Origin of the sequence: Sphingobacterium sp. Ag1, from assembly GCF_000988325.1 — a bacterium.
In the GTDB taxonomy this organism is placed as follows: Bacteria; Bacteroidota; Bacteroidia; order Sphingobacteriales; family Sphingobacteriaceae; genus Sphingobacterium.
Map to the genome: position 1 here is coordinate 152961 of NZ_LBGU01000042.1, position 24772 is coordinate 177732.

The following is a 24772-nucleotide window of genomic DNA, read 5'->3' on the forward strand; positions in this document are numbered from 1 at the left end:
TTATTGTGTTTGGATATTTAAATCCGATTTTTGGTCTGTGCTTATTTTTTTGGGAGATAGACGTAGCCTCGTCCTTTGAGTAGAGACCTAGAGGGGGACATATTTTTTATATCATGTAAAGTAAATTGATATTAGGGCGGTGGTTAAGGGATCTTGAGGTGGTATGTGTTTTTATACTTATTTTATGGGTTATTATCATATAATCGTCAAGAAAAAGCGAAAATAATTTAAGAATGTAGCTTTTTGAGAAAAGGAGACATGTTAATTTTGTATTTTACAAACCTCGAATTTTTTACTGTTTAAAAAAGATACCTGTGGAACTATTACTAATAGAGGACGAACCATCTGTCATATCATTGATCGAAAGAGGCTTAAAAGAAGAAGGCTATCATATTAGTATTGCTATGGATGGTTATACTGGTCTAAAAATGGCGGGATTGAACCATTATGACCTTATCCTGTTGGATGTAATGTTGCCTGGTATGAACGGTTTGGATGTCTGTAAAAACATTCGGATGTCTAACAATGAAGTCCCCATTATTATCTTGACGGCATTAAATCAAACAGAGGACATCGTCGAGGCATTTGACAGGGATGCGGATGATTACTTGACGAAGCCCTTCCGTTTAGAGGAATTAAAGGCTCGAATCAGCCGCTACAGCCGCAAATCCAAAACAGTGACCGAGCAGAAAAATATATTGGTATTTGACGATCTTCAATTGGATAGAGACAGCAAATCGGTTCAACGTGCCAATTGTCCTATTATTCTTACCGCTACTGAATTTCGTCTACTTGAATTTTTAATGCTCAACCGAAATAAGGTATTGAGCCGGATCGATATCCTGGAGGAAGTATGGGGTATGGATGTTGACTTAAGTACCAATGTTGTTGACGTATATGTGAATTACCTGCGGAAAAAGATCGATAAACAATTTTCACGTAAACTTATCCATACAGTGATTGGTATGGGCTATGTAATCCGTCATGAAAATTAGGACCAAAATAGTTCTTCTATTTTCTATCATCAGTACCCTGCTGCTTGTTGTTTTTGCCATTTATGTGTCTTATTTCACCTACGACAGTCTGCAAACTAAATTTTTTCATCGGCTAGAAGAGAATGCCGTAATTGTTGGAGATCACATCGTCCATCAAAAGGATGAAAATAGAGCGCTCTATATTCAGGTAAAACGTAAATACCTGAAACAATTATCTGAGGGAACAGACCATCTTATTCGTGTTGTTAAGGGAAGTGATCGTGTTCAAATGCGGCCTGAGTTGCCCATGCCCGAAACATTCTATACCGACGTCATTCGCCATGGAAAGGGAAGATACATGCATGGTAAGACTGCTTTTGTAGCGGTATTCTTTCAAGATCATCTTCACCACGAGAATTTGATTGTTGTATCGGAAGGGATCGATGACTACGGTCATGAGGAACAGCGTCAATTGGATCGTACCCTGATCACAGGTGGGATTTTGGCGATTTTTTTAATCGTACTCATGTCTTTTTACTTTGCTGACCGATTATTGAAACCTATTAAAGATATCAACAATGATTTAGATAAAGTTGATATCGCCCATTTAGACCATCGCCTGTTCAGTAAATTCAGTAATAGCAAAGATGAATTGGGTGTTTTGATTGCAAACCTAAATTCAATGCTTAACCGATTGGATATTTCGGTTCAATCGCAACAGAGTTTTATCGGAAATGCCTCACATTCGCTAAAAACCCCACTTACAATTATTGGGGGAGAAGCCGAATTGGCGCAACAGCTCTTGTCGAAAGAGCATGAAGCCTATTATTCCCTGGAGACTATCGCAAAATATGCGGATAAAATGGAGTTGATTATCAATAATCTTTTGCAGCTATCTCGCATGGGTTTCAAGGGGGAAGTGGACAATAAAGAAATTATTCGAATTGACGAGTTACTCTATGAAATTTATAAAGCGGAAAAAAGTATTCATAAGGACCTCAAGCTTTCTTTTGATCTAACAGAAATTCCAGAAGATAGTGATGAACTTACGGTTTTGGCGAATCCGGATCTGTTTTTTATAGCCTTTAGCAATATTATTTCAAATGCATTTAAGTACGGCAATGGACTGCAGGTTGGCGTAGCAATACGTAGCGATAGCAAAAATATTACGATAAAAGTGTTTGATCAAGGGATCGGTATTCCTAAAAAAGACCAGCCACATATTTTTACCTCTTTTTACCGTGCTTCTAATGTCGGTGATATCTATGGCAATGGTTTGGGGCTTGTTTTAGCCAAAAATATCTTTGACCTCCATGGTGCTGAATTGCTCCTCCATTCAACGGAAGGTCAAGGCACTTTGGTCGTTGTTACAATTCCAAAAACTCCTTTCTAATTTCATTTTAATCTCATCCTTATTCCATTTTTAGGTGGCTGTGATATACTTGTACCGGAGATAAGTATAAAGCATGGATCTATCTTGTTGTTTTGAATCGAATTCTGTTTTGAAACCGCGAGATGGCTTCTTTACCCTAGAGGAATACACTATAAGGATGAAAAAAACACGTTTACTTTTTACAACACTTGGGATTGGCGTAGCATCATTGCATGCGCAGGAGCAGGTCCAAACGGACTCTGTTCAGGCACAGAGAAGCAGCTTGCTACTGAAAGAACCCGCGAGAGCAAAATCATTTCAATTGGATGTCCTGTTGAGAGCAGGTCTGCAAACGGACAATGGCGAGGGTGCTTCTCAAGCAAAAGCAAACCTTGATGACGCCCGTATTCTGATGAGCGGGGAATACAATGATCGATTATCCTATAAAGTACGTTTTCGCCTCAATAGGTCATTTGCTCCAACGAGTCAGGATAATGGATCGCGTGCCTTGGATATGGCTTATATTAAGTACAAATTTGGCAAGGATCTCAAATGGTCCGTTACGGCCGGTAAGCAAAGTGCAATGGTCGGGAGTTATGAGTTCGAAAATAACCCAATTTACGAATATAAATTCACAGATTATGTCGACCGTATATTGAATCTCTTTGTCGTCGGTGGAATGTTATCCTATGAAGTCAACCCGAATCATTCGTTGCATGCGCAAGTTTACAACACAACCAATGATAGTTTTATGGAGCTCCATACAAAAAATGGTTTTGCTGTAGGTGATTTGGAACGCTCTAGTGTTCCCATGGGAGCCTATTTCACTTGGGTGGGAGCATTTATGGACAAACGTTTTAATACGAAATGGTCTTACAACATCGCTCAGTTTGCAAAGGGACATACCAATCATGCCGTTTCATTAGCGAATAAATTCAAAACAGTAAAGCAGATGCTATATCTTGATTTACAGTACTCTTATCTTGCTGTGGACCACGCGATGATCGCATCTTCCGCGATCAACGAATTTTATGGTCGAACTGGCGAGAACCGTGTATTGGCCAAAGATGTGAACTACAGCTCTGCCATATTACGCTATGATCAATTTTTGAGTAAAAAATGGGAGGTTGCTTTGAAAGGGGGCTATGAGATCGCGGGATCCCGGGATGATAAGCAACTCGGTAAGAATTTTCGCCAAAACTGGACCTATTTTGCGGCTTTGCAACATAAGCCGTTTCATAACCAGGATCTTCGGTTCTATCTAGGTTACGTCGGTAACACCGTCAACTATAAGGGCTATATGGATATGGCTAAAAGTCAGTACAACCGCTTAGCCTTTGGGGCATATTTTACCATTCCAGTTTTATAATAATTCCTTTAACAAATTAACAAATAACTATTTTTTATGCGTTTAACACCGAGAGAAACAGAAAAGCTGCTGTTGCATTTGGCCGGCGAATTGGCGGCTAAGCGATTGAAACGCGGGGTAAAATTAAATTATCCAGAATGTATCGCTTACATCAGTGCCCAGATCATGGAGGAGGCTAGGGACGGAAGGTCTGTGGCGGACTTAATGTCTTATGGTACTACTTTATTGAAAAGGAGCCAAGTCATGGAAGGAGTCCCCGAAATGATCCATGATGTACAGATCGAAGTAACTTTTCCGGACGGTACTAAATTGGTGACTGTCCATGATCCTATTCGTTAATAAATATTGAATGATATGATTCCAGGAGAATACATTTTAAAAAAAGAGGAAATCAAAGCTAATGTTGGGCACAGAACCACAAGCATTGTTGTGAAAAATGAAGGTGACCGACCGATTCAGGTGGGCTCACACTATCATTTCTTTGAAGCCAACAAGTTGCTTTCCTTCGACAGAGAGAAAGCGTTTGGGATGCGCTTGAATATTCCAGCCAGTACCGCTGTTCGTTTTGAACCAGGGGAACAAAAATCAGTTGTTCTGGTTGAATTTGGCGGAAGTAAGGAAATCTACGGTTTTAATGGATTGACAAATGGTAAGTATACAGATCAATCGGTGAAAAGCAAAGCCATTGATAAAATGAAAAAATTAAAATTCAGACAATCGAAGTAACTATGGGAGGATGGAATAGACGCGAATGGATTAAAGTCGTAGGGCTCACCACGTTGGGAACTACTGTTGGTCTACATGCGCTTGGTTTAGATAAACTAGGTTTAGATAAATCATCTGTAAAATATGTTGATGGGGAACTTTATATCCCAAGAGACAAATATGCTGCTCTTTTTGGACCGACCACTGGAGATAAGGTTCGTCTGGCAGATACAGAGCTTTTCATTGAAATTGAAAAAGATTTCAATGTTTACGGAGAAGAGAACAAATTTGGCGGTGGTAAAACCATTCGTGACGGTATGGGACAATCTGCCCGTGCCTTGCGTGATGAGGGGGTATTGGATTTTTGTATCACTAATGTCATTATCATCGACCACTGGGGTATTGTAAAAGGCGATATCGGAATTAAGGATGGTAAAATTGTCGGTATTGGTAAAGCTGGAAACCCAGATGTACAGGATGGTGTAACCGAGGGCATGATCATCGGTGCGTCCACGGAAGTACATGGGGGAGCAGGCTATATCCTAACTGCCGGCGGTATTGATACGCACATTCACTTTATCTCGCCGCAACAGATTGAAACAGCCCTATATTCTGGAGTAACCACGTTTATTGGTGGCGGAGCGGGACCAGCCGACGGAACACTGGCAACGACAGTGACTTCAGGAAAGTGGTATATCGAGCGTATGTTTGAAGCTTTTGAAAACCTTCCTATCAATGTTGGGTTCTTCGGAAAAGGTAACGTATCGACTACTAAACCTATTGAAGAACAAATTGAAGCTGGAGCACTGGGCGTAAAAATCCATGAAGATTGGGGCGCTACTCCGGCAACAATTGATGCGGCATTGAAAGTTGCTGATAAATACGATGTACAAGTCGCAATCCATACCGACACGCTGAATGAAGCCGGTTTCCTGGAAGATACTGTTGCCGCCATAGATGGTCGTGTGATCCATACTTTCCATACGGAAGGAGCTGGCGGTGGACATGCGCCGGATATTATTAAGATCGCCATGTATCCCAATATCCTCCCTGCATCTACCAATCCAACAAAACCTTTTACGGTAAATACTGCTGAAGAACACTTGGACATGTTGATGGTCTGCCATCACCTGGATAAAAATGTGAAGGAAGATGTGGCATTTGCTGATTCACGTATACGTCCTCAGACCATTGCCGCCGAAGATATTTTGCAAGACATGGGCGTATTCTCCATTATGAGTTCGGATAGCCAAGCGATGGGACGTGTGGGAGAGGTTATTTCCCGTACATTCCAAACGGCCCATAAGATGAAAATCCAACGCGGCCCTTTAGCTGAAGATAAAGGCAAAGAAAATGATAACTTCCGTGTCAAACGTTATGTATCTAAATTTACAATCAACCCTGCTAAAGCACATGGTATTGATCAATATATCGGTTCGATTGAAAAAGGAAAGTATGCCGATTTGATCCTTTGGAAACCGGAATTATTTGGTGTAAAGCCCGAGTTGATCATCAAAGGCGGTATGATTTTGGGTGCTAAAATGGGGGACGCCAATGCGTCAATTCCGACACCACAGCCTATTATTTATAGGCCAATGTTTGGAAATTACGGTAAAGCGGTTTCAAAACTATGCTTCAATTTCGTTTCGAAAATTTCGTTGGAGAACGGAAATATTCAAAAATTGAATTTATCGCGTAAATGTCTGCCTGTGGAGGGATGTCGTACTGTAATGAAAAAAGATATGGTCCATAATCATGCTACACCAAATATCGTCGTTAATCCAGAAACATACGAAGTAACAGTAGATGGTGTGTTGGCAACCTGTGAACCGTTGAAGGAACTTCCAATGGCCCAACGGTACTTCTTATTCTAATTGGTTATTTATGTTGTTAGCAAGAGACATTAAGGGGAATATTTGGACCGATGGCACCCATCAGGACGGCGTTGAACTTGATTTTTTGGAACTCGAATGGTTCGATACGGAAAGACGTATTATCCGGGGCTTCACTGTTGCGGGCCGCGAAATAGGCTTTAAAAATCTAGGAACGGAATCCTTGTTCGACGGTGATATTTTGTTTGAAACAAAGGACCTGCGCATCGCTGTTCGAATATTGCCCTGTCCTTGCCTTGTTGTACGCCCCAAAAACCTCTTGGATATGGCTCGGATATGTCTCGAGATTGGCAATAAACATATCCCTGTTTTCATAAACGCTGCACATGAAATTATTGCAGCGTATGAAAACCCCCTTTGGGAAACCTTAGAAAGGGCCGGTTTTACCCCGACGAAAGAGTTGCGGGTAATCGAAAGAACCCATACTTTACGCATACATCAGTATGCTGTAGTCCAGCATAAAATTACCTTGGCCAAGGGGCTTTAATACTTAATTAATAACGATTACATATGAATCCATTGTTGACATTAATGCAGATTAACGACTCTGTATTTCCGATTGGAGGCTTCACACATTCCTATGGCTTGGAAACCTATATCAATAAAGAGATTGTACATGATGCTAAAACAGCAAAAGAATATGCACAGACTTTATTGGAGCATAGCTTCTATTACAACGATGCTGCTTTTTTTCATAAGGCCTGGCAATTGTGTGAATCAAGAGCAACCAAGAAAAAGATCGCTGAACTAGATGCATTGATTACTGCTTTCAAAGCCCCTTATGAGATTCGGGATGCCAGTAAAAAATTGGGAATACGGTTTTTGAAATTAACAGAAAAGTTAAAACCGGTCAAGCGTTGTTCGGCTTATCTAAAGGCCATCAATGCGCAAGAACTGCATGGTCACTATGCGATGGCATTTGCCATGTTTGCCCATGCGCAGGAAATTCGTTATGCAGATGCACTGAGCGCTTTTTATTATAATTCTTTGAATGGTATTATGACGAATTGTGCCAAACTGGTTCCCATTAGCCAAATGGATGCACAGCAGATTTTGTTTAAACTGCAGCCCTTGATTCATAAATTGGTCGGATTACAGCCCGAACTGGATGAGGATCTGATTGGAAATTGTTGTATCGCTCAGGATATTCGATGCATGCAACATGAGAAATTATACACGCGAATTTATATTTCGTAAAAAAATTGAAATAAAGATGTCTAAGAGAAATTACGTGAAAATTGGTGTTGCTGGTCCTGTGGGCTCTGGCAAGACGGCGCTTATTGAACGGTTGACACGTTCGATGTCGGCAGATTATAGTATTTGTGTTGTAACGAATGATATTTATACCCGTGAGGACGCGATGTATCTACAGCAGAATTCGGCACTGCCCGCTGAACGTATTATTGGTGTTGAAACAGGTGGTTGTCCGCATACGGCAATCCGTGAAGATGCTTCGATGAATATTGAAGCTGTAGAAGAATTAGCGCATCGTTTTGAGGATGTGGAACTGATTTTTGTTGAAAGTGGGGGTGATAATCTGACAGCCACGTTTAGTCCGGATCTAGCCGATTTGACCATATTCGTTCTTGATGTTGCTGAAGGCGAAAAAATGCCACGTAAAGGCGGGCCAGGTATTACGCGCTCGGATCTGTTGTTGATCAATAAAATAGACCTTGCGCCTTATGTGAATGCCGACTTGGAAGTGATGCGGCAAGATACCATCCGCATGCGCGGTGAACGACCCTTTATTTTTACCAACTTAATGACTTTAGAAGGTTTGGAAGATGTAAAATCATGGATCAAAAAGTATGCTTTGTTGGAGCCTGTAGGCTAAATTTTATCGTATATGGATAGCAAAATCGTATTAAATGTTGCCAAAGAGGACGGCAGGAGCAGATTGAAGGAGAGTTATCATAATGCACCTTATAAACTAACGCATTATGGCGCGGCAGGATTGACCAACCATTTGGAAATGATCATCATGAGTGCCTCGCCTGGTATTATGGATACGGATTATTTGCACATTGATGTTCGTGTGAAAAAAGATGCACAATTGAAACTTTTTACACAGTCCTTCAATAAGCTTCACCCCATGAAAACGGGAGCAAAGCAACATACGGATGTGCATGTGGATGCCGGAGGCCTATTTCATTACATTCCACATCCAGTAACGCCGTTTAAGGATTCTATTTTCAAGGCAAGCAATCATATTTACTTGGCTGAAGATGCGGTTTTGATGTGGGGGGATATTATTAGTGTGGGTAGAATCCACATGAAAGAGGCATTTGAGTTTGATAGTCTGCATACGCAAACCAAGATTTTTAGAAATGGTAAACTGTCTTTTATTGACAATCAGGTTTTGCGGCCCAAAAGTCAGCCGATACAGAAGATGTTGTTTTTTGAGGGATACACCCATCAAGCCACTTTTGTGTTCTCGGCTCTTTTTGCGCAAGAATTAAAATATGAATTGGATGAAATCTTAACTGTCGAATACAACGATATTTCTTACGGTTTTACACAGGCTTCAAAAGATGTGGTTATCCTGCGTGCTTTGGGTACTGATGGAGAGTTATTGTACGACTTTTTACATATGTTGGGCCAATTGTGTTGGGATTTTACACAACATAAGCTTTCTGAAAAGAAGGAAGGGACAACAGTTGAAGCGATAGCGGAAGATGAGAAATCGAAGGCCGAGGAAATCAGCGTCATTGAACAGCGCAAACCCCGTCGAAAAAGTAAGCCCGAGTTGATGGAAGCTGTCGTGGTGGAAGGAACTAATTATGCATAAGGAGAGCCTGCACGAGGAGATATGGATTGATGTTATCCCTGATTTTGACCAATTGAAGCTGGGCCGCGATTCAGATATTTTGGATCTTTCCTATTATGAAGTAAATAAGCGCGTTATCCAGCGAAAAACAAGAAAGGGTAATCTGGTGCGCATACAGCGCGATGATAGCAGCGCACTGCGTTCAGGACAGTGTATTTATCATCGCGGTGATTTATTTATCCAGGTCAATATTTTACCTTGTCTTTGTGTATTGTTGGATTGTCAGAATCTATCAGTTGTGGGCGAGTTCTGCTTCGACGTGGGCAATCGGCATCTGCCGGTTTATCTCAAAGCAGATGGGCGATTTGCTGTTTCGTATGACGGACGTCTCTATCAGGCGCTAAAAGAAAAATACAAGGGCTTTATCACGTTGGAAAATACGATTTTGGAACCTGATGAGCAGATTACCTACATTCGTAGGCCTATCCTCGAATGATGAAATGCTGGTTTTAGCGAAAAATTGCGCATTTTTGTCGCTATGAAATTTGGCGAGGAATTGCAAGCATGGTATCGACAGCATAAACGAGATCTGCCATGGCGAGAAACAAAGGATGCCTATAAAATATGGCTTTCTGAAATTATTCTGCAACAAACTCGTGTCGAACAGGGCTTACCCTATTATGTACGTTTTGTCGAGCGGTTTAAGAATGTTGTGGAATTTGCGAATGCAGAAGAAGATGATATTCTCCATCTTTGGCAAGGTCTGGGTTATTATTCTAGAGGGCGGAACATGCATAAGGCTGCCCGAATTGTTCGCGATCAGTATCAGGGTGTCTTTCCGGTAGATTATCAAACATTAATAACGCTTCCCGGAATAGGTGAGTATACTGCTGCGGCGATATCTTCTTTTGCGAACGATGAGGCCCAGGCGGTGTTGGATGGAAATGTGTTTCGTGTACTAGCGCGTTATTACGGTATAGAGACGCCGATCAATTCTACAGAAGGAAAGAAGATTTTTACAGCTATCGCTAAAGAAAATCTTGATCGTAAACACCCGGCATTGTATAATCAGGCAATTATGGATTTTGGGGCTACCCATTGTAAGCCCAAGCTGCCGTTATGTGAATTCTGTATGTTTCGTCCTTCCTGTTATGCGTTAAGTCAAGGACGGGTAGATCAGTTGCCTGTAAAGCTTAAAGCCAAGGCAAGCAGAGATAGATACTTTAATTATTTTATCTTGAAGGACAACGATCGGATACTGATGTCCAAACGCGATGCAAGTGACGTTTGGCAGAACCTATATGAGTTTCCGCTTTTGGAGTCTAACTACAGCTTGTCTATTCCGGATGTTCTTAGCGATGAGTGGTTTATTTCCTGTTTCGGCCCCGATGCACAACTTCATGTTTTACAGCAGCAGACAAAACATATCCTGAGTCATCAGAATATATACGCGACATTTTTTGAGGTGCGGTTAAAAGGCGATCTAATTCAAAAAAAATCCAATTGGGATTATGTATTTCTAAAAGATTTAGATAAATTAGCTAAACACAAGTTGATCTTTACCTTTTTGGAAAGGTCAAATTTTTAACCATTTATGCTTTTAAATTATGTCAGGAGTTAACAAAGTCATTTTAGTGGGACATCTTGGAAAAGATCCCGAAATTCGCTATTTAGAAGGTAATGTCTCTGTTGCCAGTTTTCCATTGGCAACATCAGAAACGTATAACAAAGACGGGAAAAGAGTAGAACAAACCGAATGGCACAATATTGTAATGTGGCGAGGTCTGGCTGACGTGGCTGTAAAATATCTAACAAAGGGGAAGTTAGTTTATATTGAAGGTCGACTGCGGACGCGTACTTATGAGGATAAGGAGGGTATTAGACGATATGCTACAGAGGTTGTCGCTGAAACCTTCACGCTTTTAGGTCGTAAATCGGATTTTGAACCGAATGCTGGTGTAAGTGCTGGTAATACAGCAAACACGCAGGCGCAAAAAGTCGAAGATAAGGAAGTGGAGGTCGATTTTACGGAGAATGATCAGGAGGATAATCCATTACCATTTTAAGCTGAAGAATTTGAGATTATGTAAAAACTTTACATGTATAATAACTATTGTAAAATCATCGATAAAACAAAAGAGCAGGCAACTAAGCCTGCTCTTTTGTTTTATCAGCGTTTTAGCCGTATAATCTGATTCCTTTCTCCCAAGCGAGCATGCTGTTTCTGTTGTGATGTTTTTAATGCCCGGTCGAAGTTCAAAATTTCTTTTTGGTGGAAATTTTGGCTATGTTTGCTCTAATTATGTTGCAAGATAGAATTACGCAGTATACTGAAGAGATTAAGGCATTTGCGCCAGCTTCTTCAGCCGATGTAGAAAATTTCAGATTGAAGTTTTTGGTTTCCAAAGGGATTGTGAAAAATCTTTTTGATGAATTCAAAACAGTTACGCCTGAAGAGAAGCGTACTTTGGGAAAAGTGTTGAATGAATTTAAGCAGTTAGCAGAAAATACATTCAAAGAAGCACAAGAAAAGTTCGGGTCTGGTGAGAAGCAAAAATCCCAGGAACTAGCGGGTGATTTAACATTGCCTGGTCAAGGTTTTCAGCTGGGGTCTAGACATCCCATCTCTTTAGTTCGTAAAGAAATTGTTGAAATTTTCAAGAAATTAGGCTTTATTGTGTCAGAAGGACCGGAAATTGAAGATGACTGGCATAATTTCTCCGCACTGAATTTTCCGCCGGAACATCCTGCGCGTGATATGCAAGATACTTTCTTTATCAAAAAACAAGAAGGTAATGACATTACATTGAGAACGCACACCTCTTCGGTTCAGGTGCGTTTAATGGAAGCCGGTAAACCGCCATTTCGTGCGATAATGCCTGGACGTGTTTATAGAAATGAAGCTATATCAGCCCGCGCACACTGTTTCTTTCATCAGGTAGAAGGTTTATATGTAGACGAAAATGTTTCTTTTGCCGATTTGAAACAAACGTTATATCATTTTGTTCAAGAGATGTATGGCGAAGGTACCAAAGTGCGTTTCCGTCCGTCCTATTTTCCTTTCACTGAACCTTCGGCCGAAATGGATATCTCCTGTACAATCTGCAAGGGGGCGGGGTGTAACTTGTGTAAGTACTCTGGCTGGGTAGAAATTTTAGGTTGCGGTATGGTCGATCCTAACGTGCTTGATAACTGTGGTATCGATAGTAAAAAGTATTCTGGTTTTGCTTTTGGTATGGGAATAGAACGTATCACAAACCTTAAATATGTGATTAAAGACTTACGTCTTTTCTCAGAAAATGACACACGTTTCTTGTCTCAATTTGAGACTGAATTAATATAAATTAATCATTGTAAAGATTGTGGCATCACATTATTCTCTACGATAACTAGGCAAGAGAACAATGTGATGCTTTTTGGTCTTTAGGCTTTGTAGATGACTTTCAACATTCGTACGATCTAACGTATATGGAACCAGATTATATTATTGAATCCATAAAAAGAACAGCACGTGAGCTCTTTCGTCAAAATGGCTATCATAAAACCAGTGTGAACACATTGGCAAAAAAAGCTAAGATTGCGAAGGCGACAGTGTACAAGTATTTTGATAGTAAAGAAATGATCCTGCATGCCATTCTCATGGATTATCTTCGTGCGAGTCTGCAGGATATTTTGAAAACAACCAAATATGAAGATGATATGGCTTCGTTTTTGGCGTCTACAATATTGCGGGTAAGCCGACTGACCTATACGGCTTGCAATGAATTGATCGGCTGGGAATTTATCCGGGAATCTGCAAACGCCCAAGAATATTTAAAAACGCTGTCTGAAGATTTGGAATTCCTGCTTCTAAGTACATTCATTCAGAATGAAAAAATAAATGAAGCGATTAGCGAAGAGAAGCTGACCTTTTTGATCAAGTCCAGTAAAAGTATTGTGTTTTCTTTTGCTTTTACGGCTGTCTCAGATGCCGATGTGCGGAAAAACTTTATTTCGTTTCAGAAAGAAATCCTTCCTTATCTTGTTCAGGCAACAGTTCAGTAAAGTTGTTATAACGCGCGCATCCCTTTCTAATTCGCGACGTGATGTCCATTCCTGAAAAAGGTTTACATCTTATCTTTTTTGCTCCTCACTTTTTTATGATGCTCTGCAACGTTCATGCTGTTGCCGGGTTGTATTCGTATTGTGTTCGGACCACCTTCGGAGATGGACACTCTTGCAACTATTATTGACCTGACTCTGAACAGATAATTCCTGTTCAGAGTCGGGTCGGAATCTGGTCAGTATTGGTACACAATCTGTATCGCATCCGAATAAGGTACGAACAATGTCCGAATCTGATCCCCGTATTCTATTCGCTTGAAACTTATCATACCCGTCAGGTACTCGTTTATGCCAGTGATAATCAATGGCTATAAATCATTTATGCAGATGAAAAATCGGTATAAATTTGTATTTTTGCACCCTATGAGTAGAAGAATTCCGCAAGAGAAAAAGTTCTTGAAAGATATTGCCATCATTGATATTGCCGAAGAGGGTAGAGGTGTTGGAAAAACCGAAGATTTGGTTTTGTTTGTAGAAAAAGCTGTTCCCGGTGATGTTGTTGACGTGGAGCTTATGCGCAAGAAAAAGAATTTTGCGGAAGCTCGGGTAACCAGTTTAAAAGAGGCTTCATCTTATCGCGTAGATCCGTTTTGTGAACATTTCGGTGTGTGTGGTGGATGTAAATGGCAGCATATGACCTATGATGCTCAATTAAAATTCAAGCAACAATCTGTCGATAATGCCCTATCGCGTATTGGTAAAGTGGATACTTCAGCGATGGAAAGTATCTTGGGCTCTGCGCAAACGGAATACTATAGAAATAAATTAGAATATACATTTTCCAACAAAAAATGGTTGACTTCAGTTGATGAAGATTCGTCCCAATTGGAAATGAATGCACTGGGTTTTCACGTGCCAGGGCGTTTTGATAAGATTTTAGATATTGATCATTGTTTTTTGCAAGAAAATCCGTCGAATGAAGTTCGCAACAGCATTAGTGATTTTGCGCTTAGTCAAGGTATGACATTCTACGATCTGCGTGAACACACCGGTGTGTTGCGCAATTTGATTATCCGTATCTCGTCAACCGGGGAGATGATGGTGATCGTTGTGTTTGCATATCCTGAAGAAGGACAGGTTGAGTTGTTGATGGAATTTGTTAAAGAGAAGTTTCCGCAAGTCGCTTCCCTGTTATATATCGTAAACCAGAAACGCAATGATACAATCTTCGACCAGGATATTCATGTGTATGCCGGTCGCGATTTTATCTACGAAGAGATGGAGGGGCTACGTTATAAAGTAGGACCTAAGTCGTTTTATCAAACAAACTCTGCACAGGCGTATGAACTGTATAAAATCACACGTGACTTTGCTGATTTAAAGGGGGATGAGTTGGTGTATGACTTGTATACTGGCGCAGGCACAATTGCAAACTTTGTCGCTAAGAAGGCAAGAGAAGTTGTGGGTGTAGAGTATGTTCCCACTGCCATTGAGGACGCTAAAGTGAATTCTTCGATCAATGATATCACGAATACAAAGTTCTACGCTGGAGATATGAAAGATGTGTTGACCCCTTCCTTTATTGCCGAGCACGGTAAACCGGATGTGGTGATTACCGATCCACCACGTGCAGGAATGCACGCTGACGTTGTAGCGCGTTTGTTAGAAATGGAATCGCCGCGTATCGTATACGTCAGTTGCAATGCTGCTACACAGGCACGCGATTTGGTGTTGTTGGGCGAAAAATATGAGGTGAAGCGGATCAAACCGGTAGATATGTTTCCGCATACGCAACACGTAGAGAATGTCGTTTTATTGGAGTTAAAGAAATAATAGCATACCGTATGGAAGTAGAAGATTTATTTGCAGGATCTGCAAGAGAAGAAAATACAGCGTCTACAGCGCAAAGTCCATTGAAGAGTCTGCAGGTAGATCTCGATTTTTATAGTGAATCAATCCGTGAGGTAGCGCAGGAGATTGTTGAAGAAGGTTATTCTGACTATCCTATTTTTGTTGCGCATCAGCATGAAGTTTCTGTTGGTGAAGTGATATTGGATCGCAAGGAATTGGAGACGAAATGGAGCATAAATGCCTCTACATTGGAAGAGTTTGTGGAAATGGATATTATTCAAGAAGATCGTAAGGCTTCTTTTATTCAGAACTATAAACCTGCGAAAGACTATATGTGCTTGTTTGTTGTCGTTGCGGAAGGCGCTAATTTTGTTTTTTATCCATACAAGTGATCAACAAAGAATATTTAAACTTTTTTAACAGTACAAGTGTCAAACTATTACTACTTTTAGCAAAGTAGGTTAGGTGTAACAGGGAATTAATAAGATTGAAATAAATTGTAAGCTGTTCTTGCGGAAATAAATGTTGGATCCAATGAAATTGCTGAGAACCATAGTCGCACGGAAACCAAATTGGGGTAATTGAAGAGAAATAATAGGATGAAGATAATACACATACATATATTAGGGCTTTTTTTACTGTTATTCACCTATTTCGGGGCTTCTGCGCAACAACAGCAGAAGGTTTCGGGGATGGTACTACAAAAGGGTAACGGTAATCGCATTGGGGATGCTGTGGTGCTTAATATGCGCACACACAGGTCTACCTTGAGTAACTCTTTTGGTGTTTTCACGATTGATGCATCGGTAGGAGATTCCTTGTCTTTTACCAAAGTCGGGTATTCACCGGTGAAAACTGTACTGACCAACCTGAACGAGTTTTATGTGGAGTTACAAGAAGGGATACGATTGGAGACCGTCATCGTTGAACGAAAAACGAAAGAGGCCGAATTAAATGATGCCATGAGCAATTACGCTAAAAAGGGCGTTTATAATGGGGGTAAAAATAAGTTCGGGACCTACTTGGGTAGTCCTGCAACGGCGCTTTATAATCTTTTTGGGCGGGAAGCTAAAAATGCAAAACGATTTGGACGGTTTATGGATAGAGAGAAGGATGAGTTACAAGTTGACCGTATTTTTTCTCGGGAGGCTGTTCGGAATTTGACCAAACTGGACAGCACGGAGTTGGATGCTTTTATGATACGCTACCGTCCATCGTTTGATCTTGCTGAGCATTGGGGGCAATATGATCTGATGCATTATGTGCAGCAGTCGCTGGACGATTTTAATGCCAAAGGAAGGCCTAAAGGGGCTCTTTTACCTGATATTGAAGTAAAGACTCAAGAAAAATAAAAACATTTTGCTTTTGTTACTGTTAGCTGATTGTAAGGTCGGAAAAGGTGATTTAAAATTTTGTAGCGTATCAACGTCATTTTCGGAAGTTTTAAGGGCCTTTTTTCGTGTTTTGTAACAAAAAAGTTGATAAGAATATCTTTTGGCACTTTGTTTGATTTTAGTAGAACGGTATTTAATTTGAATATTAAAAGTCTTAGATAGCATACATATGAAAATGAATAGAAAATTGGCTGTATTAGGTTTGACAGTTGCAACCTCAGCTATGTTATTTGGAAGTTGTTCTACCATCCAAAATACGAATAATACAACTAAAGGCGGCGTAATCGGTGGTGTTGCCGGCGGTGCATTGGGTGCATTAATCGGTGGTAAAGCTGGTAATACGGCGATCGGTACATTAGCGGGTGCCGCCATTGGTGGAGCTGCCGGTGTATTGATCGGTAAAAAAATGGATAAGCAAGCTGCTGAGATTTCTAAAACTGTTGAAGGAGCAGAAGTTACACAATCTGCGGAAGGTATCGTGGTTAAGTTTGATTCAGGTATTTTATTCGATTTCAATAAGTCAGACCTAAAAGCATCTGCTAAGGATAATATTGCAAATCTGGTAACAACCTTAAACAAAGAGCAGGGTACTGAAATCTTGGTTATCGGCCATACAGATAATGTAGGTACGTTGGCTGCAAATGAAAAAGTATCTTTGGACCGTGCAAATTCTGTACGTGCATTTGCGGTATCTAAAGGCTTAGCATCTTCGCGTATTAGAACTGAAGGTAGAAACTTTTCTGAACCAATTGCAAGTAACGATACGGAAGCAGGACGTGCTCAAAATCGTCGTGTTGAAATCGTGATTGTGGCAGGTGATCAAATGAAGAAAGAAGCAAAACAACAAGCAGGTCAATAAATCTGATTCAGGACTTTGGTCTTTTCGGAGTCTGTTTGACTTGATTGCGAATCATAGAAAAAGCGCTGATAAATTCAGCGCTTTTTTTGTGGAATACAGCCGTCCGAATTTTTATACGGCCCATTTACGCCTAAAATTTGACAAAGTATAAACCATATTTCTGTCTGACAAACTGTCATTATATGGATTTAAATTTCTAACTTTGTAGTCTTTGAAATAACTAAGGGCTTAAAATCAGATCAGCAAAAGATGAGTATTTGCATTAGTTATTCCATCGAAAATAATAAAAATTATATTCTATTGAATATCGAGCTATGCTAGATTTAACACATACCACTAAGGAACACGACGAATCTCGTCAGGGTGAGGCATTATTATTAGAACAGGATCCGATTTTAAGTAATGGGCGCAAACTGTATATTGAAAGTTACGGTTGCCAGATGAATTTTTCGGATAGTGAGATTGTTGCTTCTATTTTGTTGGATAAGGGATTTGAAACAACCAAGAATTATCAGGAAGCTGATGTGGTTTTTATTAATACCTGTTCAATCCGCGAAAATGCTGAACAGCGTGTGCGCAATCGTCTCAAGGAATTTGAAGCTGCTAAAGCAAAAAATCCCGGAATGATCGTTGGTGTGCTGGGTTGTATGGCAGAGCGTTTGAAATCGAAATTTTTAGAAGAAGAAAAATTAGTGGACGTTGTGGTCGGTCCAGATGCTTATCGCGATCTACCGAATTTGATTGATAAAGTTGACGATGGAGCAAAAGCGGTAAACGTTTTATTGTCTAGGGAGGAAACGTATGCCGATATTAACCCTGTCCGTTTGAATTCAAACGGTGTGACAGCTTTTATTTCGATTATGCGTGGTTGCGACAATATGTGTTCTTTCTGTGTTGTTCCTTTCACACGTGGCCGGGAACGTAGCCGTGATCCACAATCTATCGTGAAGGAGGCCCAAGATCTTTTTAATGCCGGCTATAAGGAGGTTACGTTGTTGGGACAAAATGTGGATTCGTATAAATATACTGCTCCAGTAGCTGAAGGGGAGGAACCGGGTGAAATCATAACATTTGCTAGCTTGCTTACAATGGTTGCTGAAATCAGCCCGCTTTTACGTATTCGCTTCTCTACTTCCCATCCAAAAGATATTACAGATGAAGTTTTATATGCAATAGCTTCGCATGAAAACATCTGTAATTATATTCACTTGCCAGTTCAATCAGGGAACTCTAGAGTATTGGAATTAATGAACCGTACCTATGACCGTGAATGGTATATGGAGCGTGTCGATGCCATCCGTCGTATTATTCCGGATTGTGCTATTTCCACAGATGTTATTACAGGTTTCTGTACTGAAACAGAAGAGGAGCATCAAGAAACATTGTCTATGATGGATTATGTCAAATACGATTTCGCCTATATGTTTGCTTATTCAGAAAGACCAGGTACATTGGCGGCAAAAAGATACGCAGATGATATTCCTGAAGATGTTAAAAAACGTCGTTTGACAGAAGTTATCAATAAACAGCGCGATCATAGTTTATACCGTTATCAACATTTTATTGGCAAAGTTTGTAAAGTGCTTGTTGAGGGATTTTCGAAAAGATCTGAGTTCGATTTCTGTGGCCGTAATGATCAAAATGCATTGGTGGTATTTCCAATTGATCCTCGATTTAAACAGGGCGATTATGTGAATGTACTTATCGAGTCATGTACCTCTGCGACATTATTGGGAAAGATTGTTGATTAAGAAAACTTAGTTTGTTTTATTTCCAACTGGAAATTTATGGATAACCAAGATATAAAGAATAGATTTGGAATTATTGGTAATTCGCCTTTGTTGAATCGTGCTATTGATATTGCACGACAAGTGGCTCCAACTGATATCTCCGTATTAATACAAGGTGAAAGTGGGAGTGGTAAAGAGGTTTTTTCGCATATTATCCATCAATTAAGCTCACGTAAGCATGGCCCTTTTATTGCGGTCAATTGTGGAGCTATACCAGAGGGTACCATTGACTCTGAGTTATTTGGTCACGAAAAGGGTTCCTTTACAGGTGCCCATGAAGCCAGAAAGGGATATTTTGAGGTCGTTGACGGTGGAACAATCTTTTTGGATGAAGTAGGTGAGTTGCCTTTGGGTACGCAAGCAAGATTATTACGTGTATTGGAGTCAGGTGAGTATATACGGGTAGGGTCATCCAAGGTACAGAAGACAAATGTACGTGTGGTTGCTGCGACAAATGTGAATGTATTTGAAGCTGTACAAAAAGGTAAATTTCGCGAAGATCTTTATTATCGTCTGAATACTGTACCGTTGCGTGTACCGTCATTACGTGAAAGACCTGAAGATATCAACTTATTATTTCGTAAGTTTATTGTGGACTTTTCGGAGAAATACCGTACACCTGGGGTTCAATTGACAGAAGATGCACAAAATATGCTGCGCAACTATAGCTGGCCCGGAAACGTACGTCAACTGAAAAATGTTGCGGAGCAAATCGCAGTTTTGGAAAAAGAACGCGTCGTCGATGCCTATACACTTCAAAATTATCTGCCCAATGAATCCCGAACGAGTTTGCCAGCGGTAGTTCCTTCAAATAATGGCGGAAAAGAGGATTTCTCCGAAAGAGATTTGCTGTATAAAGTCTTATTTGATATGAAGAAGGATATGGTTGATCTGAAAAAACTGGTGGTTGAATTAATTCAGAAAGGTGTCGATTCGAGCACATTTGATCAAAATTCCCCTTACATTAATCAGTTGTACCAGGAGATTGAACCACAATTGAAAGCAGAACCAGAAAATTATAATACAACCCCAACGCTCACCATACATTCTCCAGCAAATACGACAAACGTATTAAAAAATCCTGTTGCGCAGGATGAATATCTGCAGGATGCTCAAGAAGTTGAGGAATCTTTATCGCTTGTTGATAAAGAGTCTGATCTTATCAAGAAAGCGCTGAAAAAGCACCGTGGTAAACGTAAAGCTGCTGCGCAAGAGCTGGGAATTTCTGAAAGAACTTTGTACAGAAAAATTAAAGACTTAAATTTAGATTAAGGTTTACAGATGTTGTCAAGAAAAATTTTATATGCTTTTCTCACCACAATCTTTTTGTTTGTAATGAATAGTTGTGGGGTAAAATATGGATTTACTGGGGGATCCATTCCTGAGGGAATGAAAACAGTCAATATTCAATATTTCGAAAATATAGCTCCTTTAGTTTATCCGACCTTAAGCCAGAATTTTACGGAGGCACTGAAAGAGCGTATCCGTAACCAATCTCGATTGAGTCAGGTGAATCAAGACGGTGATGCTACCTTTGAGGGATTTATTACGGAGTATTCGATAAGTCCTGCAGCTGTTGAGGCTGGCACAGACCGAGCAGCGATGAATAGATTGACGATTACAATCAAGGTTACCTATCATAATAAAATTAATCCAAAGGACGATTTTGAACAGCCTTTTACGCGATTCAAAGAGTTTGCAGGAAATCTTCAGAGTGCGCAGGAAGAGACCTTGGGTAAAGAAATTATTCAAATGCTAACTGAGGATATATACAATAAAGCGTTTGCTAATTGGTAATTCTATTTCCAAGATGAATCTTAATATATCATTATCCAATAACGAGCTTTTTTTTCAAGCAATCAATCGTCCCGACACTGTGGCGGAAGATGTTGTTTTAGCATTGATTGAAAGATACCCTTATGCCCAAAGCCTGCGATTTGTCTATGAACGCAAAGTTTTTGGCAAGCAAAGTTCAGTTCAGAATTTATCGTCCACTTTGCTCTATGCATCTTCTCCGAGTTGGTTGTATGAATTTATGCATTGTAAATCAGTGGAAGAGCCTGATGCAGTCATGCAGTCAGATGAATTCCCGGTGGATGGAGCACTTCGTGACGATGATGGCATTATCGAAATTGAAGCTGATCGTGAAACGGTAGCTGAACCAGTTTTATCCAAGATTGAGGTTGATGAATTGGATCGTTTGATTCAAGCCGGGGTTGCAAAAGATTATTTTCGGTCAAACGATCAGCAGCAAGAAAATAGTGTCGATTCAGAGGAACCTGCATTAGTAGTACCTGTTGTAGCGGAAGCTGTTGCCAATACAATGGATGATGGTCAGGAGCGTGTTTCGGTCTATGATGACGATACCATGCCCTACAGTTTCTTATGGTGGTTGCATAAGACGAGATTAGAATATGCTGATACCTATCAGCCCTATGTAAAATCTCCATTACGCCCAATGACGCCCTCGAATGACGATATTGCTAAAATTCATGAGAAACTGGATAATCAGCTACTCGATCAACAGATCAGGGAGAATATCTTTCATTTGCAATCGCCTGAAGCAAAGTTAAGTGATGAGGTTAAAACGACAATCTCTTTTCAAATACCGCGTAAAACAGACGAGGTAATCGAAAAATTTATTCGTGAAGAACCTATGATTCAGCCCCTGCAAGCAGAAAAGTTAGACTTGGAGAATAAAGCTAGAAAAAGTTCGGAAGATCAGCATTCACTTGTTACCGAAACACTTGCCAAGATCTATGTGGAACAGGGCTTATATCCAAAAGCAATAGAGGTTTACAAAAAATTAGTTTTGAAATATCCAGAAAAAAATGCTTACTTTGCGGCACGCATAACAGAATTAGAAAAGAAATTAAATTAATAACATAAAGAGATGCAAGGATTATTAATCGGTCTAATCATATTAGCTAGTATTATTTTAGCGTTTTTGGTTCTAATCCAAAATCCAAAAGGAGGAGGTTTGTCATCAGGTTTTTCAGGTGGAACGAATCTTATGGGAGTAAAACGTACAGGTGACTTTTTGGAAAAAGGTACCTGGATTATGGTTATTGCCATTATGGTATTTAGCTTAGGTGTAAATGTTATTGGTACGTCTCCAAGCACATCTAAAGGTGGATTGGGCGGTCAAATCGAAGCGCCTAAACAACAAGGTCCATTGAATTTGGGTACTGGACAACAGCCTGTTGGTGCTCCGGCGGGACAAGGGCAAGCTGCTCCGGCTCAATCGCAAGAAAAGGCTCCAGTGACTACACCGACAACAAAACCAGCAGAAGAAGCTAAGAAATAGTTGTCAGTAAAAAATGATGAGCCCCGTTTGTTTGTACAGACGGGGCTTTTTTATGTTCGATATTTTGTCTAAGGCAGGTATGTAGCGATAAATTTATTGGTCTGTCTGTCGACGGAAGTAAGACTGACAGACTGGGAATGACAGTGTGACAGCAAAATGAATTTTTGTCGATGGAGATATTAACTTTTCTGTGAAAAATTGTCTTATAAGCTGTCTTATTTACAATTGGCATAAAAGATGATGTGTTTATAGCGATTATAACATTAAAATAAATTCAATAACAGATAAAAAGTAAATTAATTATGGCATTAAGTATCAAACCTATCGGAGACAGAGTAGTAGTAGAAGCTGCTCCAGCAGAAGAAAAAACAGCTTCAGGGTTGTATATCCCCGATACAGCAAAAGAAAAACCATCTCAAGGTACAGTAGTTGCTGTAGGTACAGGTAAAGTTGACGAACCGTTAACTGTGAAAGTTGGTGACAAAGTATTATACGGAAAATACGCAGGTACTGAAATTACTTACGAAGGAAAAGAGTACTTAATTATGCGTGAGTCTGATATTTACGCGGTTATCTAATTAATAGGAACAGTTTATTTAAAACGAGCGTACTGGCTCAATTAAAAATTCAATAGGTTATTTTAGTGAAGCTGTAAAATTGGACGTGTAAAAAATGAATCGGTTTACGGTTTAATTTAAACTCGAATTACACTTCTTAGAAATACTAAATACTCATATAAAAATGGCAAAACAAGTAAAATATAACGTTGAGGCTCGCGAGGCCCTTAAAAAAGGTGTAGATACTTTAGCGAATGCAGTTAAAGTAACATTGGGTCCTAAAGGACGTAACGTAATTATTGAGAAAAAATTTGGTGCTCCAGTAATTACTAAAGATGGTGTTTCGGTGGCGAAAGAAATCGAATTGAAAGACGCTTTAGAAAATATGGGTGCACAAATGGTAAAAGAAGTAGCTTCCAAAACAGCTGATCAAGCTGGTGACGGTACGACTACTGCTACTGTATTGGCACAAGCAATCGTTGCTCCAGGTATCAAATCTGTGGCTGCTGGAGCTAATCCAATGGATCTAAAACGTGGTATTGACAAAGCTGTTGCAACTGTTGTTGCTAACTTGAAATCTCAATCTCAAGAAGTAGGTCAAGACAATAATAAAATCAAACAAGTTGCTACTATTTCAGCAAACAACGACGAAGTAATTGGTGCTTTGATTGCTCAAGCAATGGAAAAAGTAGGTAACGACGGCGTTATCACTGTTGAAGAAGCAAAAGGTACTGAAACAGAAGTAAAAACTGTAGAAGGTATGCAATTTGACCGTGGTTATTTGTCTCCATATTTTGTGACCAATTCTGACAAAATGGAAGCGGAATTAGATAATCCATACATTTTGATCTACGACAAGAAAATCAGCAACATGAAAGAGTTGTTGCCTATCTTGGAGAAACAAGTTCAAACTGGTAAACCATTATTGATCATTGCTGAAGACTTAGATGGTGAGGCATTGGCAACATTAGTTGTTAATAAAATCCGTGGTTCATTGAAAGTTGCGGCTGTTAAAGCTCCAGGTTTCGGTGACCGTCGTAAAGCAATGTTAGAAGATATCGCTATCTTAACTGGTGGTACTGTTATCTCTGAAGAAAGAGGTTTCAAATTAGAAAATGCTGAGTTATCTTACTTAGGTCAAGCTGAAAAAGTTCAAGTTGACAAAGATAACACAACGATTATCAATGGTTCTGGTATTGTAGAGGATATTAAAGCACGTGTTGCTCAAATCCGTTCACAAATCGAAACAACAACTTCTGACTACGATCGCGAAAAACTACAAGAACGTTTAGCAAAATTGTCAGGTGGTGTAGCCGTGTTATATGTCGGTGCAACTACTGAGGTTGAAATGAAAGAGAAAAAAGACCGTGTTGATGATGCTTTACACGCAACTCGTGCAGCTGTTGAAGAAGGTATTATCGCTGGTGGTGGTGTTGCCTTCATTCGCTCAACTGAAGCTTTGGTAAACCTTAAAGGTGACAACGAAGATGAGCAAATCGGTATTGACATCATCAAACGCGCTATCGAAGAGCCATTACGTCAGATCTGTAATAACGCTGGTATAGAAGGTGCAGTAATCGTTCAAAAAGTGAAAGAAGGAACTGCAGATTTCGGTTACAATGCACGTACAGACCGTTACGAAAACTTAATCGCTGCTGGTGTAATTGATCCAACTAAAGTATCTCGTGTAGCATTGGAAAATGCAGCTTCAGTTGCTTCAATGCTATTAACTACAGAGTGTGTATTGGCTGATGAAGCTGAAGAAAACCCTGTAGGTGCTGGTGCTCCTCCAATGGGTGGCGGTATGGGTGGAATGATGTAAGATCATCCCATTTCTAAATAAAAAAGAAAGGCTCATTTGGAATTCCAAATGAGCCTTTCTTTTTGTTCT

25 protein-coding genes and 1 pseudogene are annotated in these 24772 nt (G+C 40.0%); all 26 read left to right on the forward strand.

The genetic code is table 11. The features are described 5' to 3' along the window. The first annotated feature begins 314 nt into the window (after positions 1 to 314). Positions 315 to 995 (forward strand): response regulator transcription factor, encoded by a 681-nt coding sequence (locus tag AAW12_RS16680; protein WP_046674786.1) that lies wholly within the window; start codon positions 315 to 317, stop codon positions 993 to 995. Continuing rightward, on the forward strand, positions 985 to 2367 hold the full coding sequence (locus AAW12_RS16685; protein ID WP_046674787.1) for a sensor histidine kinase: 1383 nt from the start codon (positions 985 to 987) through the stop codon (positions 2365 to 2367). The genes AAW12_RS16680 and AAW12_RS16685 overlap by 11 nt, the downstream gene beginning before the upstream one ends. 157 nt (positions 2368 to 2524) lie before the next feature. Further along, the gene (locus tag AAW12_RS16690) at positions 2525 to 3715 is read left to right on the forward strand and encodes a porin (protein ID WP_046674788.1); all 1191 of its coding nucleotides are present in this window, start codon (positions 2525 to 2527) and stop codon (positions 3713 to 3715) included. 36 nt (positions 3716 to 3751) lie between these two features. Beyond that, positions 3752 to 4054, forward strand: a complete 303-nt coding sequence (gene ureA, locus AAW12_RS16695; protein ID WP_046674789.1) for an urease subunit gamma — start codon at positions 3752 to 3754, stop codon at positions 4052 to 4054. A gap of 15 nt (positions 4055 to 4069) precedes the next feature. Beyond that, a pseudogene (gene ureB, locus AAW12_RS16700) lies at positions 4070 to 4366 on the forward strand (urease subunit beta); the annotation flags it as partial. A gap of 77 nt (positions 4367 to 4443) precedes the next feature. Then, the gene (gene ureC / locus AAW12_RS16705; RefSeq protein ID WP_046674791.1) at positions 4444 to 6294 is read left to right on the forward strand and encodes an urease subunit alpha; all 1851 of its coding nucleotides are present in this window, start codon (positions 4444 to 4446) and stop codon (positions 6292 to 6294) included. Positions 6295 to 6304: 10 nt separating this feature from the next. Next, positions 6305 to 6799, forward strand: a complete 495-nt coding sequence (locus AAW12_RS16710; protein ID WP_046674792.1) for an urease accessory protein UreE — start codon at positions 6305 to 6307, stop codon at positions 6797 to 6799. A 23-nt stretch (positions 6800 to 6822) separates the two neighbouring features. Further along, positions 6823 to 7509 carry an urease accessory protein UreF gene (locus tag AAW12_RS16715; RefSeq protein ID WP_046674793.1) on the forward strand — a complete coding sequence of 229 codons (687 nt, stop codon included), beginning with the start codon at positions 6823 to 6825 and terminating at the stop codon, positions 7507 to 7509. Positions 7510 to 7525: 16 nt separating this feature from the next. Next, positions 7526 to 8146, forward strand: coding sequence for an urease accessory protein UreG (gene ureG / locus AAW12_RS16720; RefSeq protein ID WP_046674969.1), 621 nt, complete (start codon positions 7526 to 7528; stop codon positions 8144 to 8146). A gap of 12 nt (positions 8147 to 8158) precedes the next feature. After that, the gene (locus AAW12_RS16725; RefSeq protein WP_046674794.1) at positions 8159 to 9100 is read left to right on the forward strand and encodes an urease accessory protein UreD; all 942 of its coding nucleotides are present in this window, start codon (positions 8159 to 8161) and stop codon (positions 9098 to 9100) included. After that, complete coding sequence (locus AAW12_RS16730) at positions 9093 to 9575, forward strand: hypothetical protein (RefSeq protein WP_053003768.1); 483 nt, start codon at positions 9093 to 9095, stop codon at positions 9573 to 9575. Before AAW12_RS16725 ends, AAW12_RS16730 begins: the two co-directional genes overlap by 8 nt. 42 nt (positions 9576 to 9617) lie before the next feature. After that, on the forward strand, positions 9618 to 10667 hold the full coding sequence (gene mutY, locus AAW12_RS16735) for an A/G-specific adenine glycosylase (protein ID WP_046674795.1): 1050 nt from the start codon (positions 9618 to 9620) through the stop codon (positions 10665 to 10667). 19 nt (positions 10668 to 10686) lie between these two features. After that, positions 10687 to 11145: a single-stranded DNA-binding protein gene (locus AAW12_RS16740; protein WP_046674796.1), complete on the forward strand. Its 459-nt coding sequence runs from the start codon at positions 10687 to 10689 to the stop codon at positions 11143 to 11145. A 236-nt stretch (positions 11146 to 11381) separates the two neighbouring features. Beyond that, positions 11382 to 12422 carry a phenylalanine--tRNA ligase subunit alpha gene (gene pheS, locus AAW12_RS16745; protein WP_046674797.1) on the forward strand — a complete coding sequence of 347 codons (1041 nt, stop codon included), beginning with the start codon at positions 11382 to 11384 and terminating at the stop codon, positions 12420 to 12422. A 125-nt stretch (positions 12423 to 12547) separates the two neighbouring features. Next, on the forward strand, positions 12548 to 13123 hold the full coding sequence (locus AAW12_RS16750; RefSeq protein ID WP_046674798.1) for a TetR/AcrR family transcriptional regulator: 576 nt from the start codon (positions 12548 to 12550) through the stop codon (positions 13121 to 13123). Between the two features lie 423 nt (positions 13124 to 13546). Further along, positions 13547 to 14956 carry a 23S rRNA (uracil(1939)-C(5))-methyltransferase RlmD gene (rlmD, locus tag AAW12_RS16755; protein WP_046674971.1) on the forward strand — a complete coding sequence of 470 codons (1410 nt, stop codon included), beginning with the start codon at positions 13547 to 13549 and terminating at the stop codon, positions 14954 to 14956. A gap of 11 nt (positions 14957 to 14967) precedes the next feature. Beyond that, the gene (locus tag AAW12_RS16760; RefSeq protein ID WP_046674799.1) at positions 14968 to 15366 is read left to right on the forward strand and encodes a hypothetical protein; all 399 of its coding nucleotides are present in this window, start codon (positions 14968 to 14970) and stop codon (positions 15364 to 15366) included. A 207-nt stretch (positions 15367 to 15573) separates the two neighbouring features. Then, a complete protein-coding gene (locus AAW12_RS16765) occupies positions 15574 to 16326 on the forward strand; it encodes a hypothetical protein (protein WP_046674800.1) in 753 nt (250 codons plus the stop codon). A 211-nt stretch (positions 16327 to 16537) separates the two neighbouring features. After that, positions 16538 to 17227, forward strand: a complete 690-nt coding sequence (locus tag AAW12_RS16775) for an OmpA family protein (protein ID WP_172462318.1) — start codon at positions 16538 to 16540, stop codon at positions 17225 to 17227. A gap of 314 nt (positions 17228 to 17541) precedes the next feature. Next, the gene (gene miaB, locus AAW12_RS16780) at positions 17542 to 18978 is read left to right on the forward strand and encodes a tRNA (N6-isopentenyl adenosine(37)-C2)-methylthiotransferase MiaB (RefSeq protein ID WP_046674803.1); all 1437 of its coding nucleotides are present in this window, start codon (positions 17542 to 17544) and stop codon (positions 18976 to 18978) included. Positions 18979 to 19014: 36 nt separating this feature from the next. After that, positions 19015 to 20289, forward strand: a complete 1275-nt coding sequence (locus tag AAW12_RS16785) for a sigma-54 interaction domain-containing protein (protein ID WP_046674804.1) — start codon at positions 19015 to 19017, stop codon at positions 20287 to 20289. 9 nt (positions 20290 to 20298) lie between these two features. Next, positions 20299 to 20814 (forward strand): LptE family protein, encoded by a 516-nt coding sequence (locus AAW12_RS16790; protein WP_046674805.1) that lies wholly within the window; start codon positions 20299 to 20301, stop codon positions 20812 to 20814. A gap of 13 nt (positions 20815 to 20827) precedes the next feature. Next, positions 20828 to 21898, forward strand: coding sequence for a hypothetical protein (locus tag AAW12_RS16795; protein WP_046674806.1), 1071 nt, complete (start codon positions 20828 to 20830; stop codon positions 21896 to 21898). A 12-nt stretch (positions 21899 to 21910) separates the two neighbouring features. Next, positions 21911 to 22324 carry a preprotein translocase subunit SecG gene (gene secG, locus AAW12_RS16800; RefSeq protein ID WP_046674807.1) on the forward strand — a complete coding sequence of 138 codons (414 nt, stop codon included), beginning with the start codon at positions 21911 to 21913 and terminating at the stop codon, positions 22322 to 22324. Between the two features lie 302 nt (positions 22325 to 22626). After that, the gene (groES, locus tag AAW12_RS16805) at positions 22627 to 22902 is read left to right on the forward strand and encodes a co-chaperone GroES (RefSeq protein ID WP_028070710.1); all 276 of its coding nucleotides are present in this window, start codon (positions 22627 to 22629) and stop codon (positions 22900 to 22902) included. A gap of 163 nt (positions 22903 to 23065) precedes the next feature. Further along, positions 23066 to 24703, forward strand: a complete 1638-nt coding sequence (groL, locus tag AAW12_RS16810; protein ID WP_046674808.1) for a chaperonin GroEL — start codon at positions 23066 to 23068, stop codon at positions 24701 to 24703. Positions 24704 to 24772 lie beyond the last annotated feature (69 nt).

What these genes read in the sequence shown, in the direction of transcription:
- AAW12_RS16685 (WP_046674787.1), top strand. Translation starts at nt 985, where the DNA reads ATGAAAATTAGGACCAAAATAGTTCTTCTATTTTCTATCATCAGTACC.
- AAW12_RS16690 (WP_046674788.1), top strand. Translation starts at nt 2,525, where the DNA reads ATGAAAAAAACACGTTTACTTTTTACAACACTTGGGATTGGCGTAGCA.
- ureA (WP_046674789.1), top strand. Translation starts at nt 3,752, where the DNA reads ATGCGTTTAACACCGAGAGAAACAGAAAAGCTGCTGTTGCATTTGGCC.
- ureC (WP_046674791.1), top strand. Translation starts at nt 4,444, where the DNA reads ATGGGAGGATGGAATAGACGCGAATGGATTAAAGTCGTAGGGCTCACC.
- AAW12_RS16710 (WP_046674792.1), top strand. Translation starts at nt 6,305, where the DNA reads ATGTTGTTAGCAAGAGACATTAAGGGGAATATTTGGACCGATGGCACC.
- AAW12_RS16715 (WP_046674793.1), top strand. Translation starts at nt 6,823, where the DNA reads ATGAATCCATTGTTGACATTAATGCAGATTAACGACTCTGTATTTCCG.
- ureG (WP_046674969.1), top strand. Translation starts at nt 7,526, where the DNA reads ATGTCTAAGAGAAATTACGTGAAAATTGGTGTTGCTGGTCCTGTGGGC.
- AAW12_RS16725 (WP_046674794.1), top strand. Translation starts at nt 8,159, where the DNA reads ATGGATAGCAAAATCGTATTAAATGTTGCCAAAGAGGACGGCAGGAGC.
- AAW12_RS16730 (WP_053003768.1), top strand. Translation starts at nt 9,093, where the DNA reads ATGCATAAGGAGAGCCTGCACGAGGAGATATGGATTGATGTTATCCCT.
- mutY (WP_046674795.1), top strand. Translation starts at nt 9,618, where the DNA reads ATGAAATTTGGCGAGGAATTGCAAGCATGGTATCGACAGCATAAACGA.
- AAW12_RS16740 (WP_046674796.1), top strand. Translation starts at nt 10,687, where the DNA reads ATGTCAGGAGTTAACAAAGTCATTTTAGTGGGACATCTTGGAAAAGAT.
- pheS (WP_046674797.1), top strand. Translation starts at nt 11,382, where the DNA reads ATGTTGCAAGATAGAATTACGCAGTATACTGAAGAGATTAAGGCATTT.
- AAW12_RS16750 (WP_046674798.1), top strand. Translation starts at nt 12,548, where the DNA reads ATGGAACCAGATTATATTATTGAATCCATAAAAAGAACAGCACGTGAG.
- rlmD (WP_046674971.1), top strand. Translation starts at nt 13,547, where the DNA reads ATGAGTAGAAGAATTCCGCAAGAGAAAAAGTTCTTGAAAGATATTGCC.
- AAW12_RS16760 (WP_046674799.1), top strand. Translation starts at nt 14,968, where the DNA reads ATGGAAGTAGAAGATTTATTTGCAGGATCTGCAAGAGAAGAAAATACA.
- AAW12_RS16765 (WP_046674800.1), top strand. Translation starts at nt 15,574, where the DNA reads ATGAAGATAATACACATACATATATTAGGGCTTTTTTTACTGTTATTC.
- AAW12_RS16775 (WP_172462318.1), top strand. Translation starts at nt 16,538, where the DNA reads ATGAAAATGAATAGAAAATTGGCTGTATTAGGTTTGACAGTTGCAACC.
- miaB (WP_046674803.1), top strand. Translation starts at nt 17,542, where the DNA reads ATGCTAGATTTAACACATACCACTAAGGAACACGACGAATCTCGTCAG.
- AAW12_RS16785 (WP_046674804.1), top strand. Translation starts at nt 19,015, where the DNA reads ATGGATAACCAAGATATAAAGAATAGATTTGGAATTATTGGTAATTCG.
- AAW12_RS16790 (WP_046674805.1), top strand. Translation starts at nt 20,299, where the DNA reads ATGTTGTCAAGAAAAATTTTATATGCTTTTCTCACCACAATCTTTTTG.
- AAW12_RS16795 (WP_046674806.1), top strand. Translation starts at nt 20,828, where the DNA reads ATGAATCTTAATATATCATTATCCAATAACGAGCTTTTTTTTCAAGCA.
- secG (WP_046674807.1), top strand. Translation starts at nt 21,911, where the DNA reads ATGCAAGGATTATTAATCGGTCTAATCATATTAGCTAGTATTATTTTA.
- groES (WP_028070710.1), top strand. Translation starts at nt 22,627, where the DNA reads ATGGCATTAAGTATCAAACCTATCGGAGACAGAGTAGTAGTAGAAGCT.
- groL (WP_046674808.1), top strand. Translation starts at nt 23,066, where the DNA reads ATGGCAAAACAAGTAAAATATAACGTTGAGGCTCGCGAGGCCCTTAAA.